The organism is Ruegeria sp. HKCCD6157, assembly GCF_013110685.1.
Taxonomy (GTDB): Bacteria; Pseudomonadota; Alphaproteobacteria; order Rhodobacterales; family Rhodobacteraceae; genus Ruegeria.
This window is the reverse complement of the sequence record NZ_WVRB01000007.1, coordinates 44,065-62,630: the sequence shown is the minus strand read 5'-3', so window position 1 is coordinate 62,630 and position 18,566 is coordinate 44,065. Positions and strand designations below refer to the sequence as shown.

Genomic DNA, 18,566 nt, shown 5'->3' with positions numbered 1-18,566 from the left:
GTCACTCAGCCTTTTCCAACCAGTCGGCGGCAGACCGACCGGCCCAGCGCCCGGTCGCCAGGCAGGCCGTGAGCAGATAGCCCCCGGTTGGGGCTTCCCAATCCAGCATTTCCCCAACGCAAAACACACCCGGTAGGGCCGTCAGCATCAGCCGGTCATCCAGCGCTGTCCGTTTGACACCACCTGCGGTCGAAATGGCTTCGTCCATCGGGCGAAGGCCGGCATGCCGGATAGGCAGCTTTTTCAACATGCTCACCTGTACGGGTTGAGAGTGTCCGCCGCGTTTTGCCATTTCATGAAACAGGGCGATTTTCTGAGCAGACAAGTTCAGCGATTTTCTCATCCACTGGGACAGCGTTGTTTTCGACCGTTTCGCGGACAACCGCGCCAGCAGAGCCTGTTGGTCCAGATCAGGCGTCAGATCAGCAAACAATGGCTGCCCCGCGCGCAACGCCGGTGTCAGCGAGTACAGCCCTCCGCCTTCCAGACCGGTTCTGGAAATCGCAGCCTCTCCTCGGCTTTCCAAATCGCCTGCCATCCATCGGATCGATTTCAATGCGGCCCCGAAATGGGGCTGCATATGTGGGCTCCAATCAACGGAAATGGCTGAGTTCGCGGGTTCAAAGGGTGCTAAAGCCACGTCTTTTCCGGCCAATATCTGCGCCCAGTGACCGTCCGAGCCAAGGCGGGCCCAGCTTGCACCGCCCAGTGCCAGCACGGTGACATCCGTCGAAACACTGCGCCGCCCGTCCGGAGTGTCGAACACCGGCGCATCACTTTCCCAGCCAGTCCAACGCCAGCGGGTCCTGATCTCGACCCCGGCCTTGTCCAATCGTGCCAACCAGGCCCGCAACAAGGGCGAGGCCTTCATTGCTTCGGGAAACACGCGCCCCGTCGAGCCGACAAACAACGTCTGCCCCAACCCGCGCGCCCAGTGCTGAACAGCTTCGGCATCAAATTCAGACATGATCGGACGCAACCAATCTGCCGCTTCACCATAGGCGCGGATCAGGTCGTCAAGCGGCTCGTCCTTGGTCAGGTTCAGCCCCGATTTCCCGGCCATCAGGAGCTTGCGCGCGACCGAAGGTTTGGCCTCGGCCACCAACACGGAATGCCCGGCTGCGGCCAGCTGTTCGGCCGCCATCAACCCGGCGGGGCCTGCTCCGATCACCACTGCATGCGCCATTCGCACCCTCTTGCCTTCGCCCCTCACAGGCGCAAGTTTCACATCATCATGACGAACAGCGATCCGATCTGCCCGCTTTGCGGCCGCCCGATCCCCAATGGGGGTGGCAGCCTGCATCATCTGATCCCAAAACTCAAAGGAGGCAAGGGCGGACCTACCGTTCTGCTGCATCAGATCTGCCACAAAGAGGTGCACGCCACCCTGACCGAAGCCGAACTGGCACGCTGTTTCAACACGGTCGAGGCCCTGCGTGCGCATCCAAGGCTCGAGAAATTTCTGACTTGGGTCCGCAAACGCCCACCCGGGTTTCGTTCGAAAGTTCCGGGCAAGCGGCGCGGGCGCTGATCAACCCGGCAGGATCTGGCCGCCGACAATATCCGTCAGTGGTTCGGACAGGCCTTCGATCTCGATACCCTGAAAGTCTGGTACATGGGCGAATTGTGCGCCCGCAACATGCTGGAATTCCAACGTCGTATAGGCGCGTTTCCACAGCCATTCGCGGTTTTCAACAGCCCAAAGGTCAGGATTGGGCGGGGTTTCGTCGGTAAACGCATAGAAGTGCAGGTCAAAGCCGTAAGGGGCGACCTCCTGCATCGACAGCAACGACATGCCCCGGGCGCGCCAGAACGCGTCTTCGGAGGCAATATCGCCGGTTCGAAGGGTAATCTGACCGATCCGAGCCTGCGCAAAAGGCGCGTCGGGGTCCGCTGCATACGGCGGCCGGTTGCCTTCGAAATCATGTTGCAGCAGTTCGATGACGAACCCTTCGGGATCCGCAAAATGGCACATGTAGCCGATGTCCAGAAACTGGTTCGGCGTGCTCACTGGAACGTCGAACCTGCGCAGATGAGCCTCCGCAAGATCGACATCCGGCACAGTGATTCCTATCTTCCAGTAGCGCTGCCCCTTGTCATGGGAGTACCCTCCTCCACCCGGCAGCAACAAAATATCTGCGTCTGCACTGTCATAGCCGACACGGTAGCCGGTTTCTGCTGGGCCGACGGACATGCCCAGAATGTCGCGATAAAACGCGGCCAGCCGATCCGGGTCGGCGACCCGCAGGCGCAGTGCAGACAGCCTCATGAGCACAACCTTGCGATTCCCGCCGCGATCTCGGGGTCGGCGTTCACGCTGTCGGCCACCAGATCGCGTGCGGTTTGCATCAGGTGATCGGGATCGACAATCCGGTCCACCAGGCCAAATTCATACGCCTCCTGCGCGGTGATTTTCTGACCCGCCAAAAGGATCAACTTGGCCCTTGCCGGTCCGACCAGAGCCGCCAGCCGCGCGGGGTCGGACGGTTGTGGCAGAAACCCCAGCTTCATCACCGGATAGAAGAACTTGGCCGATGGCACGGCAATGCGCAGATCGCAGGCCAGTGCCATACCGTTGGCCCCGCCTGCCAAAGTGCCGTTCAGTGCGGCAACGGTCAGACAGGGCAACGCGGCAATGGCGCCGGACAGCCTTTCCCAGACATCCGATTTGGCCAGACCGGCGCGCGCTTCGTCCAGATCTGCCCCTGCGCTGAACACTTTGCCCGCGCCGGTCAGGATCAACGCCTTGGCCCCTGTCGCGGATTCGGCGATCTCGGCCAGTTCCGCGAGCATGGCCCCGGTCAGGGCGTTCGCCTTGCCGGGATTGTTGATCGTGACGGTCCACAGGCCGCCTTCTTTGGTCAAATCGATCATATCAGCCCGGCCCGTTTGCGAATGTCTTCAAGCCGCAGCGATATTTCAGTGCCAAGAAACTCATCGGCATCATCCGAGCACATCCACAACAGCGCCCGTGCGGGCCAGTCCGCGGGAATATGCACATCCCAGTCCAGCTGACTGACGGGATTTATGCCGCTGGCCTTGATCGACCGCTGCATATCGGTGGCCACCGTCCCCGGTGACAGGCCCATGGCGCGAATACCATTATGGGCTTCTTCCAGATGCAGACATTCCGTGAGCATCTTGGCCCCGGCCTTCGAGGCGCAATAATGGCTCCAGGCTTCGACCGGGTTCGATGCTGCACCGGACGAGATCGTCAGAATGCTCCCTCCTCCCGCAGCCCGCATCACCGGCAACGCCGCGCGCATCCCGTAGAAAATACCTTTCAGGTTGATGTCGATGGCCTTGCTCCACGCCTCGGTGTCAGCATTCGAGAGATGAAAAATCGGATCGATCACACCCGCGTTGCCGATCAGAACATCCAACCCACCGAACCGGTCCACGCATGTGGCCACGGCTTGTTCCACCTGCGCGAAATCGCTGACGTCACAGGCCAATGCGATGGCCTGATCGCCCAATGCGGCCGCCAGAGCGTCAATCTGATCCTGGCTACGAGCCACCAATGCGACATTGGCGCCGGCTGCGGCAAAAACGCGCCCTGCCTCGGCCCCAATTCCTCGGCTGGCCCCGGTTATGAGAACAGTTTTTCCCTGCATTTGCCCTTCCTCACGCATTGCAATCTCTGTCGGCTACAGCCGTAGCGCGTAAACGGGGAAAGGGTCCAGCCCTTGCCCCCTTGACGATACCCGCCACAAAACCGACCATGCGCCACAAATTGATCAAGAAGGGTTACCTTATGTCCGTTTTCCTTCGCCGCAGCTGCGGCGCTGCCCTGGCTTATGCCGTTGCCACCCAAGGGGCGTTTGCCGATCTGTCGGCCGATGACGTCTGGTCCGATTGGCAGAGCTATTTCACCTCGATGGGTTACACCGTCACAGGAGACGAAAGCACCTCGGGCGACGTCACCACGATTTCCAACATGACACTTTCAGTTGCCCTTCCCGAAGAGGACGGACAGTTTCAGATGGTCATGCCGGAAATGACACTGACCGAAAATGATGACGGGACCGTTACCATTGACCTGCCGGAAAGCTTTCCCATGGAAATCACCGGTCAGGCCGAAGACGAAAACTTCGCAGCCACTGTCACTTATTCCCATAGCCAACTTAACATGGTCGTGTCAGGTACACCGGACGACATGACCTATGACTACAAGGCTGACAATCTGGGCGTGAAACTGGATTCGATTGAAGTCGATGGTGAGGCTCTGCCCAAGGATGTGTTTGGTATCGATGTCCAAGCAAGCGATCTGTCCGGCAGCTCGCGGATGCAGATCGGTGACAATCGGAACATCAGCCAGACGTTCAACGCAGCCACGTTAACTTATGATCTGAACTTTCAGGATCCTGAAAGCGGCGAAAGCGGGTTGATCAACGGTCAACTCGATCAACTGGCATTTGAGGGCAACAACGTGGTCCCGCCGGATTTTGACTTTTCGGACCCAGAAGCCTTTTACAAAGCCGGTTTTTCGTTTGACGGCACCTTCACCTATGCCGCGGGCAGCACGGATCTGAGCGGGACCAGCGAAGGTCAGGCGTTCTCGATGAACAGCACGTCCGAAGGCGGGCGTTTTGCAGCCAGCATCGATGCAGAGCGTATCGTCTATGACATTGACCAGAACAGCACGAAGATGGCCGTTACCACGGCGGGCCTGCCGTTCCCGATCGAACTTTCGATGGCCAAGGCGGGCCTGAACTTCGAATTCCCCATCCAGCAATCGGACGAGGTTCAACCCTTCGGCTTTGGGCTGAACCTGACCGATTTCACCATGTCGGACATATTGTGGGGCATTTTCGATCCTGCGGGCGCGTTGCCGCGTGATCCGGCGACGATTGCGCTGGATGCGACGGGAACCGCGAAAGTGCTGATGAATATCTTCGATCCTGAAATCGACGTCGAATCCGACGAAGCGCCGGGGGAATTGCACTCGCTGAAGATCAACGAACTGCTGGTTTCGCTGGTTGGCGCCAAACTGACCGGTGACGGTGATTTTGCTTTCGACAACACCAATACCGAAGAGTTTGATGGCCTGCCCAGCCCAAGCGGCGTGGCGAACCTTCAGCTGGTTGGCGCCAACCAGTTGATCGACACCCTGATCGGCATGGGAATCATCTCGGACGAAGACGCGCTGGGTGCCCGCATGATGATGGGTCTGATGGCAGTTCCGGGCGAAGAACCTGACACACTGAACTCGAAGATCGAGTTCACCGAAGACGGCCAGATCCTGGCGAATGGTCAACGTATCAAGTGACAATCAACGGAAAGGGCCGCGCAACATGCGGCCCTTTCTCTGTCCTGCCAACCCCTGCCCAAACCTCTGAAACGGCACGGGTTCACCGCGATCCTCAACGCACAATCTGGTCACAGGTCTTGCGAGACGGGCAGTCCAAGGCTAGGTCCTTGGCAATCAACCCGGAGGCCTCATGACCTGCTCACCAGAAGAAATCAGCCATCACTTGCTTGACGTGGCCCGCAAGTCAGGCGCGGACGCGGCGGATGCCATCGTTATCGACGGATCCTCTGTTTCCGTCGAAGTGCGGGGCGGCGCGCTGGAACATGCCGAACGCTCGGAAGGGACTGATTTGGGATTGCGGGTGTTTCTGGGCAAACGATCCGCCATTGTGTCCAGTTCCGACAGCCGCCCTGAAACCTTGCGCGCCATGGCGGAACGAGCTGTCGCAATGGCCAGAGAGGCCCCCGAAGATCCGTTTTCCGGGCTGGCTGACACGGACCAGCTGGTCACAGACTGGAACATAGAGTCACTGGAATTGTCAGACCCCGCCCCGGCCCCGTCTGCCGAAGCCCTGATGCAGGATGCTCTGACGGCCGAGGCCGCAGCACTGGCCGTCGCCGGCGTTACCCAGGTGTCGGATGCGGCCGCAAGTTACGGAACCCACCATGTGCATCTGGCCGCGACAAACGGGTTCACCGGCGGGTACGCGCGCAGCAGCCGGTCAGTTTCCTGTGTTGCGATCTCGGGCGAAGGCACCGGGATGGAACGGGACTATGACGGCGACAGCCGGACGTTCCAATCCGACCTGCGCAGCGCGGAAGAAATCGGGCGCACAGCAGGCGAACGCGCCGTGCAACAGGTTGGTGCGCGCAAACCTGTGACGGGAAGTTTTCCGGTGCTCTTCGACGAACGGATCTCGTCCTCGCTCATCGGCCACCTTCTGGCCGCAAGCAATGGCGCGGCGATCGCACGGGGCGCATCCTGGCTCAAGGATAGCTTGGGGCAGGACGTTCTGCCTGCGCATCTGTCCCTGGTCGAAGACCCACACCGCCCGCGCATTTCGGGCTCGCGTCCCTTTGATGCCGAGGGTCTGCCGACACAACGCCGGGCAATCGTGGAAAACGGCGTTCTGACCGGCTGGACGTTGGACCTGTCAAGCGGGCGAAAACTGGATATGGCGTCCACGGGAAATGCCGCTCGTGGGGTCTCGGGCCCGCCATCGCCCAGCAACTGGAACCTGAGCCTGACACAAGGTGACCAAAGCCGCGCCGACCTGCTGCGCGATATGGGTACCGGGTTGCTGGTCACGTCCATGATCGGATCGACGATCAACCCCAATACCGGTGACTATTCAAGGGGTGCATCGGGCTTCTGGGTCGAGAATGGCGAGATCACGCATCCGGTCAATGAATGCACCATCGCGGGCAATCTGCGGGACATGCTGCGCCGGATCATCCCGGCGAACGATGCCCGCCCATACCTGTCGCGCGTGGTTCCGTCACTTCTGATCGAAGGAATGACACTTGCCGGCAACTGATCTGCCCCTGCTGATCGAGGCGGCGCTGGAGGCCGGCAAGATCGCCACGCGCTATTCCGGCACGCAAGCACAGCGCTGGGACAAACCCGATGGCGCCGGCCCAGTGACCGAGGCAGATCTTGCCGTGAACACGATGCTGGAGGAGCGGTTGTGTTCGGTGCGACCGGGCTATGGCTGGCTCAGTGAGGAATCCGAGGATTCCACCGACCGGCTGGACCGTAACAGCACTTTCATCATCGACCCGATCGACGGCACCCGGAGCTTTGCAGAAGGCGCGCGCACCTGGGCACATTCCATAGCCGTCGCCGATAACGGCGTGGTGACGGCGGCGGTCATTTACCTGCCGATGCGGGATTTGCTGTACACGGCGGCACAGGGTCAGGGCGCCACTCTCAATGGTAAGACGATCACGACCTCGGACACCGCAGAGCTTTTGCAATCAGAAATTCTGGCCGCCAAGCCAAATCTTGACGCTCGGCACTGGCGCGACGCGCAGGCGCCAGATTTCGAACGCGCGTATCGCCCGTCACTTGCCTATCGCATGGCTTTGGTCGCGCAGGGTCGGTTCGATGGCATGCTGACCCTGCGCCCCAGTTGGGAATGGGACATTGCCGCCGGCGACCTGATCATCCGAGAAGCCGGCGGCGTCTGTTCCGACCGTACGGGTCAACGGCTGATCTTCAACAATATGCATCCCAGGTTGAACGGCGTGATCGCCGCCAGCGCCTCGATTCATCAGCAACTGTCGGCACTGCTGGATCCGGCCGGGCCGGGAATCGGAACATGAGCAAACCGCGCTCACTCAGCCTGGCCGCCTACAGGGTGTTGTCATGGGGGTTGCGCAACGGGGTTGCGCCGCAATCCAACCTGCCGCGCCCCGAAGGTGAGTTGCTATGGATCCATGTTGCCACCCCGGATCGGCTGCGGGCTGTGACCGACTTCTGCCGTCGGCTGTCGCAGGTCAGGGCCAAGCTGAATTTCCTGCTGACAGCCCCCCCGGATGAGGATCTGTCCAACTGGCCGGACAGCAGGTTCCCTTTGATCAACCTGCCACAGGAACAGAGTGGCGCCGCCCGCGAGTTTATCGAATACTGGCGTCCGAACATGGGGTTGTGGGTCGGTGGCGATCTGATGCCCAACATTGTCACGCGCGCTGACGAACAGGCGATCCCGCTGGTCCTGTTCGACGCCCAATTCAGCGTCACTCTGTCCCGGAACGCCCGTTGGCTGCCGGACATCACGCGGGTGACCTTTGACTGTTTCCGCAAGATTCTCACGCCATCCGCCGAGACAGCTCGGCAGATCCGCCGCCTCGGGATCCAATCCGGAAAAGTTGCGGAATCACCGCCTTTGCGGATCAGCCCCAATCCCCGGCCCTGGCCTGAAGACGAGCTTATCGAGACCACACATACACTTGCCGGGCGCCCGGTTTGGTTGGCGGCATGGGTTCAGGACAAGGAGTTCATCTCGGTTCTGACAGCCCACCGTCAGGCGCTGCGGATGCTGCATCGGCTGGTTCTGGTGTTGCACGTGGCAAACGAGCCGGAAGTCTCGCCGCTGAGACGGCGGCTGGAATCGATGGACCTGCGCTGCATCAGCTGGGATGAAGGGGACATGATTGAAGACACCACTCAGGTCGTCCTGACATCGGACCCCGAAAACCTGGGCCTATGGCATCGCATGGCACCAGTGACCTTCATGGGCAGTTCACTGGAACGCGGCGCGGGCGGTCAGGACCCGTCCGAAGCAATCGCGCTGGGGTCTGCGATCATGTTCGGACCATATGTGCACCGCCATCAGGAAATCTATTCCAGCCTGCAACAGGTGAACGCCGCCAAAGAGGTTAAGACTGCAACCGAACTGGGCGACGCCGTTGTGCAGCTTCTGGCGCCGGATCAAGCTGCCGACATGGCGTTGGCTGGATGGCAGTTGTTGACCGAAGGCGCACCGCAGGCTGACGCCCTGATCGAAATGGTACAGGATATTCTGGATCAGCGGAGTGCGGATCATGCGGGCACCTGATTTCTGGAACACGACCCCGGACCAACCGGATCTGAGGGCGCGTCTGCTGGCACCGTTGGGGCGCCTATATGCAGCGGCAACCGCCCGAAGGATCGCCTCGGAATCCGGCGAAAAGCCGGGTGTACCCGTGATCTGTATCGGCAACCTCAATGCTGGTGGAACCGGTAAAACACCTACGGTGATCTGGACCCTTGAACAGCTTCGAGGCGCCTGGCACGAACCACATGTTGTCACGCGGGGGCACGGAGGCTCTTTGGACGGGCCGGTGCAGGTTGATCCGGCCCGGCACACGGCTGCCGAAGTAGGAGACGAGCCGCTGCTTCTGGCGATGTTTGCCGAAGTCTGGGTTGCCAAGGACAGGGCGGCGGGCGCACGGGCCGCCGCAGCGGCGGGCGCCACGGTAATCGTGCTGGATGACGGGTTTCAAAACCCTTCGGTGGCCAAGGATTTCTCGATCATTGTTGTCGATGCTCAACGCGGGTTCGGAAACGGTTTGTGCCTGCCTGCCGGGCCACTGCGGGAACCGGTCGACATCGGGTTGAAACGGGCCGACCTTGTGTTGTCTTTGGGCGATGAGGCCGCGCAAATGGCTTTCACTGCTCAGTGGGGCGACAAGTTGTCCGTTCCCCATGTCACCGGAGCAATCGAGCCCCTGCAAACCGGCATGGACTGGACCGGCACACGCGCTTTGGCATTTGCCGGGATCGGCCACCCCGAGAAGTTCTTCACAACCCTGCGGCAGCTGGGCGTAGACCTGGTCCGCGCCGAAGCCCTGGACGATCACCAGCCTCTGACTCAGGCACTGATGGCCCGTCTGGAAAACGAGGCGCGCCAACTGGGTGCTCAGATGATAACGACCGAGAAAGATGCCGTACGTCTGCCCCCGGCTTTTCGGAGCAAAGTGATCACTCTGCCGGTACGTCTGCGGGTCGGCGAAACTGACAAGGTCCGCGACATGCTGCTGAAGGCAGCACCACCTGCACCACAATAGGCCCGGTCGGCCCACGCAGGGCCAACCGGAAAAGGGTGTTTAGCCACCCAGTTCGTCTTCGATCAGCTTTTTGAAGTCAGCGTAGGACTGGTTGTCGACCTTCTTGCCGTTCACCACAAATGATGGCGTCGCCTGGATGCCATCTCGTTCGGCGTTTTCCTGATACCACGCAGCCAATGTCCGCGCCTTGGTACCGTCTTGCAGGCAAGCCTCAAGCTGATCGCCATCGATGCCGGCCAAACGACCGATCTTGCGCAGCTCGTCCACGATCTCGGCCGGACCACCTGCGCGTGTCCATTCTGCCTGCCCTTCATAGATCAGGTCTGTGATACCGAAGAACTTTTCGGGGCCAGCGCAGCGTGCAACCATCGATGCCCAAAGCCCGTAGCGGTCAAAATACACCTCACGATAGGTAAACTTGACCTTGCCGGTGTCGATGAAGTCTTTCTTGAGTTGTTTGAAGGCCCCCTGATGGAAACTCGCGCAATGCGGGCAGGTATAGGACGCATATTCGATGATTTCGACAGGTGCATCCTCGGCGCCCAGCACCATTTCGACGATCGTCGAAGTATCCAGGTCCGCCTCCTGCGCTTCGGCGGCACTGACCAGTGGAATGGTGACATTGGTGTTCGACCCTGTCAGCCAATAGCCGCCAGCGGCCACGGCGACGGCCGCACAGATTACGGTTGCAATACGGCTCATTTTCAGCCCTTTCTCAGCGTTTCTGTTTGGATAAAACGTTGCGCCCGAGACGTTCAAGAGCCGCGCGCAAATCTTCATCATGTACATCGCGTGACATTTTGTCGGCCTCGGCGGCAATGTCAGGCGCAATCTGGGGTTTGGCTTGCTTCGGCTTGTGGTCGAAACTGGCCTGCCCCTCGGCAAATCCGGTCGGAGCGGTCTGGGTGATACGGACACGGCTGATGGCGTTATAGCCATAGACCGCGTTTACCTTGCCGCGCAGCTGTTCCTTCTGCATTTCCAGCATCGGAGCCTGTGGCCCGGTCGTCAACACGGTCAGGGTGGCACCAAATCCGCCCTTGCCATAACCCACTTTGACCGGGCGCGCGATGGCGGCGGTTTCCTGGCCGACAATCTCGGCCCAGTGGGTCAAAAGCCGCGACACGGCAAACCCCCGGCTTTCCCCGGCGCGCCGGATCTGATCGTTCAGCAAGGATGCGGTGCGTTTGAACCCGCGGGTCGAAGAACGTCTGCGTTGCATCTGGTTTCCTGCTCCTACGCCTCTATTGTACTGGGCAGGCCACCATGTGCCAGCGAAACCCGACCGGGAGTTGAATAAAACTTGCGTGACTCTGCTGAATTCACCGTCAGTGATGCGTTGCTGGAGTGGTACGACCGCCACGCCCGCGAAATGCCATGGCGCATCGGTCCGGCGGATCGCGCCTCCGGGATGCGCCCCGATCCCTATCGGGTCTGGCTGTCCGAAGTGATGTTGCAGCAAACTACAGTTGCCGCCGTTCGCGACTATTTCCTGCGCTTCACCACCCGCTGGCCTACGGTTCAGGCTCTGGCCGCCGCACCGGACGAGCAGGTCATGGGGGAATGGGCCGGGCTTGGCTATTACGCCCGCGCCCGCAATCTTTTGAAATGCGCCCGTGCCGTCACGCAGAAATACGATGGCCGGTTTCCCGACAGCTTAGAAGCGCTGCTGAACCTACCCGGCATAGGCCCCTATACCGCCGCTGCGATCTCGGCCATCGCGTTTGATCGGCCCGAAACCGTGCTGGACGGAAACGTCGAGCGTGTCATGGCCCGGCTCCATGACATTCACGATCCGCTACCCGGGTCCAAACCCCTGCTGAAGGAAAAGGCGTCGGCCCTGACCCCGACCATACGTCCCGGCGATTACGCGCAGGCGGTCATGGATTTGGGGGCAACCATCTGCACGCCGAAGTCGCCGGCATGTGGCATTTGCCCCCTGCGTGACCCCTGTCAGAGCCGCGTCGCAGGCACCCAAGCCGACCTGCCACGAAAAACACCCAAAAAGCCCAAACCCACGCGCTATGGGCACGTGTATGTTGCGCAAAGCGCAGACGGGGCCATGGTGCTGGAACGCCGGCCTGACAAAGGTTTGCTGGGCGGAATGCTGGGCTGGCCCGGATCAGAGTGGAACGATGCCCCGGCCGAACAGCCTCCATTCCCCGCGAATTGGACGATGTTGCCGGGCGAAGTGCGCCATACGTTTACGCATTTCCACCTGATTTTGCGGATCTGGACCACAGATGCCGCCGATCACGACATACCCGAACATCTGACAGTTGTAGACAAACACAGCTTCAGGCCCGGCGACCTGCCAACCGTGATGCGCAAGGCCTATGATCTTTGGCGAGGACAATAAGTCCGCTGTGCAAGTCTTCGAGCCATGGCTAGGATATCTCCGTAAAGTCGGAGCAGAAAAGATGATCGCAACAGGCACATTGTCCCGCTGGCAATCTGCATCCCCTTTCTGGGTGTCGCTGCTGCTGATTCCGCTGGTCTGGTTTTCAGCTGCTACCGGTGGATGGTCACTGCTGCTGGTTCCTGCCGCAACCTGGTGGGCTTTTGCAGTGCTGGACCGGATCACCGGGCTCAACACTCAAAACGCCGACCCCGAGACGCCGGACACGGCGCTGCAATGGTACACACTGCTAATAAAACTCTGGGCCCCGATCCAGTTCGTCACCCTTTTTGGTCTGATCTGGTACGCAACCCACAACACCCATCTGTCAACGCTTGAGAAAATCGGCCTCTTCTTTGGCATGGGCGTCATTTCGGGCACGATTGGGATCAATTACAGCCACGAGTTGATGCACCAGAAAAGCCGCCTGGAACGCTGGCTTGGGGACATCCTTCTTGCCATGGTGCTGTATTCTCATTTTCGGTCCGAGCACCTGTTGGTCCATCACCGCCATGTTGGCACCCCGCGCGATCCGGTAACGGCGCGCTACAACGAAGGTTTCCATCGCTTCTATCCCCGCGTTCTGTGGCAATGCTGGGTTTCGGCCTTCAACGCCGAGCGCAACAAGCTGGCCCGCATCGACAGACCGTGGACAGATCGTTCAAACCCGTTCTGGCGGTACTGGGCGCTGCAAGGTGGGATGCTGGCACTGGCCGGCCTGATCGGAGGATGGTCCGGCGTGGCGCTGTTTCTGCTTCAGGCTGGTGTCGCGATCTGGCAACTCGAGCTGGTCAATTACGTCGAGCACTACGGCCTGACCCGAAAATATCTGGGCGAAGGACGGTACGAGCATGTCCTGCCACGCCATTCCTGGAATGCCTCGCAGAAAGCTTCGAACTGGTTGCTGATCAATCTTCAACGCCATTCGGACCACCATTACAAACCCAATCGCCGGTTTCCGCTGCTGCAACATCACGCGTCGGACACGGCACCGCAATTGCCCTATGGCTATCCCGTCATGACCGTGTTCGCCATGTTCCCTCCGCTGTGGCGGCGGGTCATGAACCCGCGCGTTCGCGCGTGGCGGCGCCACTTCTATCCCGAGATCACCGACTGGCACCCCTACAACAAATCTTTGAACCCCATGCCCAAAGCGTGATCGCAGCGCGCACAGGCGCGCTGCTTGGCCCAACTGTCAGCACTGCATCTGCGATGCTGTTCTGACGGGCGGGAGGCCCTCAGCTTTTCATCACCCAGACATCCATCGGCGCCTCGACCCCTCGCACGGGTTGGTCGCGACAGGCAACAAAACCGGCCATGACCTCCGGCGCCTGCGGGTTTTCTTGCTCAACCCGCAGGCGTACGGCATCGCTGACAACGATACGCGCCTTGAATTCACGCGTCAGTGCCTCAAGCTTAGCCGCCACATTGACCGCATCGCCAATCACCGCGAATTCCAACCGGTTGGCACCGATATCCCCAAGTACGACCGAGCCGTAATGCACCCCAACGCCGACATGGATTTCGGGCTCTCCCACCCTGCGACGTTCCAGATTCCAACGGTCGATCACACCCACCATCGCACGCGCGCAGTCCAGGGCATTGCTCGCGTCCAGGGGCGTTGGCACCGGAGTGCCGAAGGTCGCCATCAAACCGTCGCCCAGATACTTGTCCAAGGTCCCGTGGTGCCGGAATACCTCGGTTTCCATACGGGCATGAAACCCGCGCAGAACCTCGATCACTTCATAGGGATCCCGCCCGGCGGCGTATTTGGTGAACCCGACGATATCGATGAACAGTACCGCCACATCTTCCTTGCGGACCTGTTTCAACGGCTCATCGTTCTGGCTCAGCTCATCCACCACATTGGGCGAGAAATACCGCGACAGGTTGGCCCGTTCCCGTTCCAATCCCGCGTTGTTCATCAACAATTGATTGAGACGCCGCATCGAAATGCCCAGCGTTACCGCGACCATTATGAATACGATCACTTGCTGGATACGTTGAGGGACCATGAAACTGTTGGGGTCCAACAGTTCGGCAACATCCGGATAGTCCTGCAAGGCCTCTGCAACCTTTTCGCTGATGCCCGGAATCGGCGTTGCCACCCACGAGGCAACGATCCAACCGATCGTCCACATCAATGCCGTCCACGAACCGATGGCAATGACCGTGCGCCAGGAATAGGCCAGGGTTCCAGCCGCCAGGATGACGAAAAAGTACTGAAAGTTGTCAAACCGGTATTGCATGGCCAGAGGGCGGACATCGTCGCTGAACGGGTTGGGCACAATCATTCCAAGGGTCATGATCAGCAAATCCACGAAGATCAAAAGAAGCTCGACCCGCGATTGTCCCACCCGACCGGAACGGCGGATCAGCCAACCGTTGGCGCAGATCAGCAGCAGAATGAAGTGATACCAAAGCACCTCCCATTGCGGGTTCAGGAAAACCAGAAGAACCCCGGTCAGTGCCATCGCCACCCAGCGCGCGCGGACGGCCAGTTCCAACCCTTCACGCTTGTGCCGCTCCAACGCGGCCTCGGTGTATTTGTTGTCCAGATCGAACGTGTCAGGTTCCGTGAAAAACAGACTGCGGCGGGGCTGCGCGGTTGTCTCGGTCATGGCCGTGATCTTTCTTGCAGTGTCAGGATCAACAACATGCAATCACTGTTGATCCGAAAACAAAAGACCCCGCCGTAGGATCGGCGGGGCAAGGCGTAGTGCCTTGTGTCAGGCCACAGGCACCGGCGGTGTTCTTTGTATCAGTTCATCTCGGCCCGGATCTGCTGGCGCAGAACGTCGATCGGAACCGTTTTCCCGTCACGCTTGAAGCACCAATAGGTCCAGCCATTGCAGGACGGCGCATTTTCCAGATGGGCGCCCACCTGATGGATCGAGCCTTTGACGTTGTCACCGACCAATGTGCCATCGGCCCGGACCTTGGCCTTGTGACGCCTGTTCATTGAATAGAGTTCTTCGCCCGGGCGCAGCATCCCACGCTCGACCAGCTGGCCGAAGGGAACGCGGGGTTCGGCGCGCTTGCTGGCGCTGACTTCCAGAGCCTCACGATCGAATTTGCGGACCTTGGCAATGCGCTTCTCGGCCACCTTGCGGTAGCTTTCCTCGCGTTCGATACCAATGAACTCGCGGCCCAGCATCTTGGCGACGGCTCCGGTCGTTCCGGTGCCGAAGAACGGATCCAGCACCACGTCCCCGGGGTTGGTCGAGCCGATCAGAACACGGTGCAGCAGTGATTCCGGCTTTTGCGTCGGGTGTGCCTTGTCACCGTTTTCATCCTTCAGACGTTCATGCCCGGTGCAGATCGGCAGCACCCAGTCGCTGCGCATCTGCACGCCTTCGTTCAGGGCCTTCAGCGCCTCATAGTTGAAAGTGTACTTGGCCCCTTCGCGCTTGGATGCCCAGATCATCGTCTCATGCGCGTTGGTAAAACGTTTGCCACGGAAGTTGGGCATCGGGTTTGATTTGCGCCAGACCACATCGTTCAAAATCCAATAGCCCTCGTCCTGCAACGCCGAACCAACGCGGAAGATGTTGTGGTAAGAGCCGATCACCCAGATCGCACCATTTGGCTTGAGCAGACGGCGCGCCGCCTTCAACCACGCGCGGGTGAATTGGTCATAGGCACCAAAGCTGGAAAACTGATCCCAGTGATCATCCACCGCATCCACCTGAGAATTGTCCGGGCGATGCAGCTGGCCTTTCAACTGCAAATTATAGGGCGGATCCGCAAAAATCAGGTCAACGGATGCCTCGGGAAGACTGTTCATCACTTCGATGCAGTCCCCGGATAGAATCGTGTTTAAAGGGGGCGCGATTGCGCCCTTTTTGGTGGTTGTCGTCATATCACTGCCTCAAGTGTCCACGGCGCTTTTGCGCTCATTTGGTTGAGACAAGGATGAGTCAAAGACGAATCGGCGTCAATTTCTTTTTTGAATCAGCGACTTACGATTTACCCTTGATACAAGATATTGTGCACCGGCTTGAACGAACGTCTATGGTGTGGGGTCACGCCAAGATTTTGCAGGGCTTCCTTGTGTTGTTTTGACGGATAACCGGCGTTGGTTTCCCATCCATATCCCGGATGCTGTTGCGCCAAATCCACCATCACCTGATCACGCCAGTTTTTCGCAAGGATCGAGGCGGCTGCAATCGACACCGATCGGGCATCCCCCTTCACGACCGCCTGCGACGGGATTTTCAGGCCGCGTGGAATCATGTTCCCGTCAATCAGCAGGAAATCGGGGGCCGGTGTCAGTGCCTCGACCGCGCGCAGCATCGCCAGATGCGATGCCCTGAGGATGTTGATCTCGTCAATTTCGGCGACCGAGGCTTCGGCCACGGCAAACTCGGCGCTGCGCCGGATCTCGGCATCCAGGGCGGCCCGACGTCTGACCGTCAGCTTCTTGGAATCATTCAACCCTTCGGGGATGGCCTGTGGGTTCAGGATCACCGCTGCCGCGACGACCGGGCCGGCCAAGGGGCCGCGCCCGACCTCATCCACACCCGCGATACGGCAATGTCCCCGGTCCAGCAGCGCCTGTTCAAGTTCGAAATCTGGTTTTGTCATCCCTTTGGAAAACCGTGTTTCGCTCAGTGCCGCAAGAAAAAAAGAGAGGGCAGCCCACACCACCCTCTCTCACGCGGCGCGTCTTTGGCGCCGCTCCTGCTCAACCGGTGTTACTGGTAAACGACACGGTATCCTTTCTGGCGCAGGCACGCGGGTTCGTAGGCCCGCTTGACCTTTTGGCCATTCCAGAAACCGACTTTGCACTCTTGCGGCAGGCTATTGGCATGTTTGTAGTGCTTCTTGAGGCATTTCGGCCCAAGCAGCGGATGATCCTGTGAATACCCGTTGAATGTGCGCAGGCAGCGCTGGGGCAGATCATAGCGCGCCACGCGCGGCGGCAGAGGGCGCACCGGCTGCGGCGTGTAAGGTGCCGGTGTATAGGTCTGTTGGCGAGTCGCCCGATCCTTTTTCTTTTCCTTGTTGTAATAGTGAACCCCGGCCCCGATGAGCGCGATGGCCGCCAGCCCGCCAAGAATGTCCTTTGCGTCCGCAGCCCGTGCCTGAGTCGCAGAAACCCCGGTTATTGCAACCGCGGTCGCAACGATGAAAGCGATGAATTTCCTGTGCATGATGCGTGTCCTTCATAGTGTTTGGGCGACCGTGTGACGGAGCGCGTCCTGATTGCCCTGACACTGGGGGCGACCGGTCCAGACAAGCAATAACGGCCCGGTGTTATCGGATATCAGAGCCCGCAAACCCCTTGGGTTATTGAATATCGCGGCAACTCATGCGCAGGATGCGGCCTATGAAACAGATCCTCTCTTCTCTGACCTTTGCGGCCCTGATATCGCTTGGCTCTGCTGCGTCTGCGGCGGATTGCTATGCGGATTACAAGGCCAAGAAAGACAACCCGTTGCGTCTGCACTATGGGGTCATTCAGGTCTCGAACTGCGACAAGGGCCAGGCCCAGGCAGAAATCGCCCAGCGCCTGAGCGCGTCAGGCTGGACCTTGCTTGAAGTGCAGTCCGTTTTCGGGCCGGAAGGGTTGGATCAGAGGAAAGGCAATGCCGGAAAATTCTATCTCCGTTTCTGACGCACGCCGGTCGGGGGTCCGTCTGGTCGTGCTGGGCGTCGCAGCCATTGTCGCCATTCTGATCACCGCCGCCGTTTTCCTGTTCTGGACCCTGCCGGACGCCAACGCATTCAACGCGCGGGTCGAGCGATTGTTCATCGAGACCGATCTGACCTCGCAAACCGAAATCCGGTTGCTTGAAATTCTGGCCCAGTCCGGCACCGCCTTCGCCGACACCCTGTCCAGTTATCGGATGGTGATCTATGTGCTGCTGGTTTTTGCCTGCGCCATGATGGCCTCGGCATTGGTCTTTCTGGTGATGCTGGTACTGCTGAACCGACGCATGGCGCAAATCGAACGCACCGGCATTCAGGTGACCTCGTTGCTGATCAGCCGCGAGGAAAACACCGTCTACCTCAACAACATGGATTTCAAACTCACGCCCGCCGCCATGGAAACCCTCTCGGTTCTGGCTGAATCGCGACTGGATGATGAGGTTTTGTCCGGCGCCCAGATCGAGGCGATGATTTCCGGCCGCAATGAGGCCGATTGCGACGAAGCCGCAGGCGCGACGCGGATCAAACGGTTGCGGGATGCGCTTGGCAACCAGATGGTCAGTGAACTTCTGGTCAAGAACATCGCCAAAAAAGGGTATATGCTGTCCATCGAAAAAGACGTGATACAAATGGTCTGAGCCTTGCTGCATGACCGTATGCGTTGGCACTTTTCCCTTCTGCGCCTCTTGGAATGTGGGATGCAAAGCCCCAT

At 59.7% G+C, this 18,566-nt stretch carries 20 protein-coding genes; 10 read left to right on the top strand and 10 right to left on the bottom strand.

Annotated elements, in window-relative coordinates:
* Position 1: 1 nt before the first annotated feature.
* Complete coding sequence (locus tag GS612_RS17770; RefSeq protein ID WP_171642143.1) at positions 2-1,186, bottom strand: TIGR03862 family flavoprotein; 1,185 nt, start codon at positions 1,184-1,186, stop codon at positions 2-4.
* A gap of 48 nt (positions 1,187-1,234) precedes the next feature.
* On the opposite strand from GS612_RS17770, the gene GS612_RS17765 reads away from it, so the two are divergent.
* On the top strand, positions 1,235-1,531 hold the full coding sequence (locus GS612_RS17765) for an HNH endonuclease (RefSeq protein ID WP_171642141.1): 297 nt from the start codon (positions 1,235-1,237) through the stop codon (positions 1,529-1,531).
* Here GS612_RS17765 and GS612_RS17760 read toward each other — a convergent pair whose 3' ends face one another.
* The 3 genes from GS612_RS17760 to GS612_RS17750 are packed head-to-tail and all read right to left on the bottom strand — an operon-like array spanning position 1,532 to position 3,614.
* Positions 1,532-2,269: a VOC family protein gene (locus tag GS612_RS17760; RefSeq protein ID WP_171642139.1), complete on the bottom strand. Its 738-nt coding sequence runs from the start codon at positions 2,267-2,269 to the stop codon at positions 1,532-1,534.
* Positions 2,266-2,874 carry an enoyl-CoA hydratase/isomerase family protein gene (locus tag GS612_RS17755; protein ID WP_171642137.1) on the bottom strand — a complete coding sequence of 203 codons (609 nt, stop codon included), beginning with the start codon at positions 2,872-2,874 and terminating at the stop codon, positions 2,266-2,268. The genes GS612_RS17760 and GS612_RS17755 overlap by 4 nt, the downstream gene beginning before the upstream one ends.
* Positions 2,871-3,614 carry an SDR family oxidoreductase gene (locus GS612_RS17750; RefSeq protein ID WP_171642135.1) on the bottom strand — a complete coding sequence of 248 codons (744 nt, stop codon included), beginning with the start codon at positions 3,612-3,614 and terminating at the stop codon, positions 2,871-2,873. Before GS612_RS17750 ends, GS612_RS17755 begins: the two co-directional genes overlap by 4 nt.
* A gap of 140 nt (positions 3,615-3,754) precedes the next feature.
* Here GS612_RS17750 and GS612_RS17745 point away from each other — a divergent pair, with 140 nt between their 5' ends.
* The 5 genes from GS612_RS17745 (at position 3,755) to lpxK (ending at position 9,801) form a co-directional block, all read left to right on the top strand.
* Positions 3,755-5,269, top strand: coding sequence for a DUF2125 domain-containing protein (locus GS612_RS17745; RefSeq protein WP_171642214.1), 1,515 nt, complete (start codon positions 3,755-3,757; stop codon positions 5,267-5,269).
* Positions 5,270-5,441: 172 nt separating this feature from the next.
* Complete coding sequence (locus tag GS612_RS17740) at positions 5,442-6,788, top strand: TldD/PmbA family protein (RefSeq protein ID WP_171642133.1); 1,347 nt, start codon at positions 5,442-5,444, stop codon at positions 6,786-6,788.
* A complete protein-coding gene (locus tag GS612_RS17735) occupies positions 6,775-7,575 on the top strand; it encodes a 3'(2'),5'-bisphosphate nucleotidase CysQ (RefSeq protein ID WP_152459276.1) in 801 nt (266 codons plus the stop codon). The genes GS612_RS17740 and GS612_RS17735 overlap by 14 nt, the downstream gene beginning before the upstream one ends.
* Positions 7,572-8,810 (top strand): 3-deoxy-D-manno-octulosonic acid transferase, encoded by a 1,239-nt coding sequence (locus GS612_RS17730; protein ID WP_171642131.1) that lies wholly within the window; start codon positions 7,572-7,574, stop codon positions 8,808-8,810. The genes GS612_RS17735 and GS612_RS17730 overlap by 4 nt, the downstream gene beginning before the upstream one ends.
* Positions 8,797-9,801, top strand: a complete 1,005-nt coding sequence (lpxK, locus tag GS612_RS17725; RefSeq protein WP_171642129.1) for a tetraacyldisaccharide 4'-kinase — start codon at positions 8,797-8,799, stop codon at positions 9,799-9,801. The genes GS612_RS17730 and lpxK overlap by 14 nt, the downstream gene beginning before the upstream one ends.
* Positions 9,802-9,840: 39 nt before the next feature.
* On the opposite strand, the gene GS612_RS17720 is transcribed toward lpxK, so the two are convergent.
* On the bottom strand, positions 9,841-10,503 hold the full coding sequence (locus GS612_RS17720; protein WP_171119927.1) for a DsbA family protein: 663 nt from the start codon (positions 10,501-10,503) through the stop codon (positions 9,841-9,843).
* 13 nt (positions 10,504-10,516) lie between these two features.
* Entirely contained in the window at positions 10,517-11,023 is a 507-nt protein-coding gene (locus GS612_RS17715) for a DUF721 domain-containing protein (RefSeq protein WP_171230586.1), read from the bottom strand.
* Positions 11,024-11,104: 81 nt separating this feature from the next.
* On the opposite strand from GS612_RS17715, the gene mutY reads away from it, so the two are divergent.
* Both mutY and GS612_RS17705 read left to right on the top strand, forming a co-directional pair.
* Positions 11,105-12,160, top strand: coding sequence for an A/G-specific adenine glycosylase (gene mutY / locus GS612_RS17710; RefSeq protein ID WP_171642127.1), 1,056 nt, complete (start codon positions 11,105-11,107; stop codon positions 12,158-12,160).
* A 61-nt stretch (positions 12,161-12,221) separates the two neighbouring features.
* Positions 12,222-13,358: an alkane 1-monooxygenase gene (locus tag GS612_RS17705; protein ID WP_171642125.1), complete on the top strand. Its 1,137-nt coding sequence runs from the start codon at positions 12,222-12,224 to the stop codon at positions 13,356-13,358.
* A gap of 79 nt (positions 13,359-13,437) precedes the next feature.
* Here GS612_RS17705 and GS612_RS17700 read toward each other — a convergent pair whose 3' ends face one another.
* The 4 genes from GS612_RS17700 to GS612_RS17685 all read right to left on the bottom strand — a co-directional run bounded on the left by GS612_RS17700 (position 13,438) and on the right by GS612_RS17685 (position 17,355).
* On the bottom strand, positions 13,438-14,820 hold the full coding sequence (locus GS612_RS17700) for an adenylate/guanylate cyclase domain-containing protein (RefSeq protein ID WP_171642123.1): 1,383 nt from the start codon (positions 14,818-14,820) through the stop codon (positions 13,438-13,440).
* Between the two features lie 140 nt (positions 14,821-14,960).
* Positions 14,961-16,061, bottom strand: coding sequence for a site-specific DNA-methyltransferase (locus GS612_RS17695; RefSeq protein ID WP_152459284.1), 1,101 nt, complete (start codon positions 16,059-16,061; stop codon positions 14,961-14,963).
* Between the two features lie 107 nt (positions 16,062-16,168).
* Positions 16,169-16,786, bottom strand: a complete 618-nt coding sequence (locus tag GS612_RS17690; RefSeq protein WP_171642121.1) for a ribonuclease HII — start codon at positions 16,784-16,786, stop codon at positions 16,169-16,171.
* A gap of 110 nt (positions 16,787-16,896) precedes the next feature.
* Positions 16,897-17,355 (bottom strand): hypothetical protein, encoded by a 459-nt coding sequence (locus GS612_RS17685; protein WP_171642119.1) that lies wholly within the window; start codon positions 17,353-17,355, stop codon positions 16,897-16,899.
* 176 nt (positions 17,356-17,531) lie between these two features.
* On the opposite strand from GS612_RS17685, the gene GS612_RS17680 reads away from it, so the two are divergent.
* Complete coding sequence (locus GS612_RS17680; protein ID WP_152459287.1) at positions 17,532-17,819, top strand: hypothetical protein; 288 nt, start codon at positions 17,532-17,534, stop codon at positions 17,817-17,819.
* Complete coding sequence (locus tag GS612_RS17675; protein WP_152459288.1) at positions 17,791-18,492, top strand: helix-turn-helix domain-containing protein; 702 nt, start codon at positions 17,791-17,793, stop codon at positions 18,490-18,492. Before GS612_RS17680 ends, GS612_RS17675 begins: the two co-directional genes overlap by 29 nt.
* Positions 18,493-18,566 lie beyond the last annotated feature (74 nt).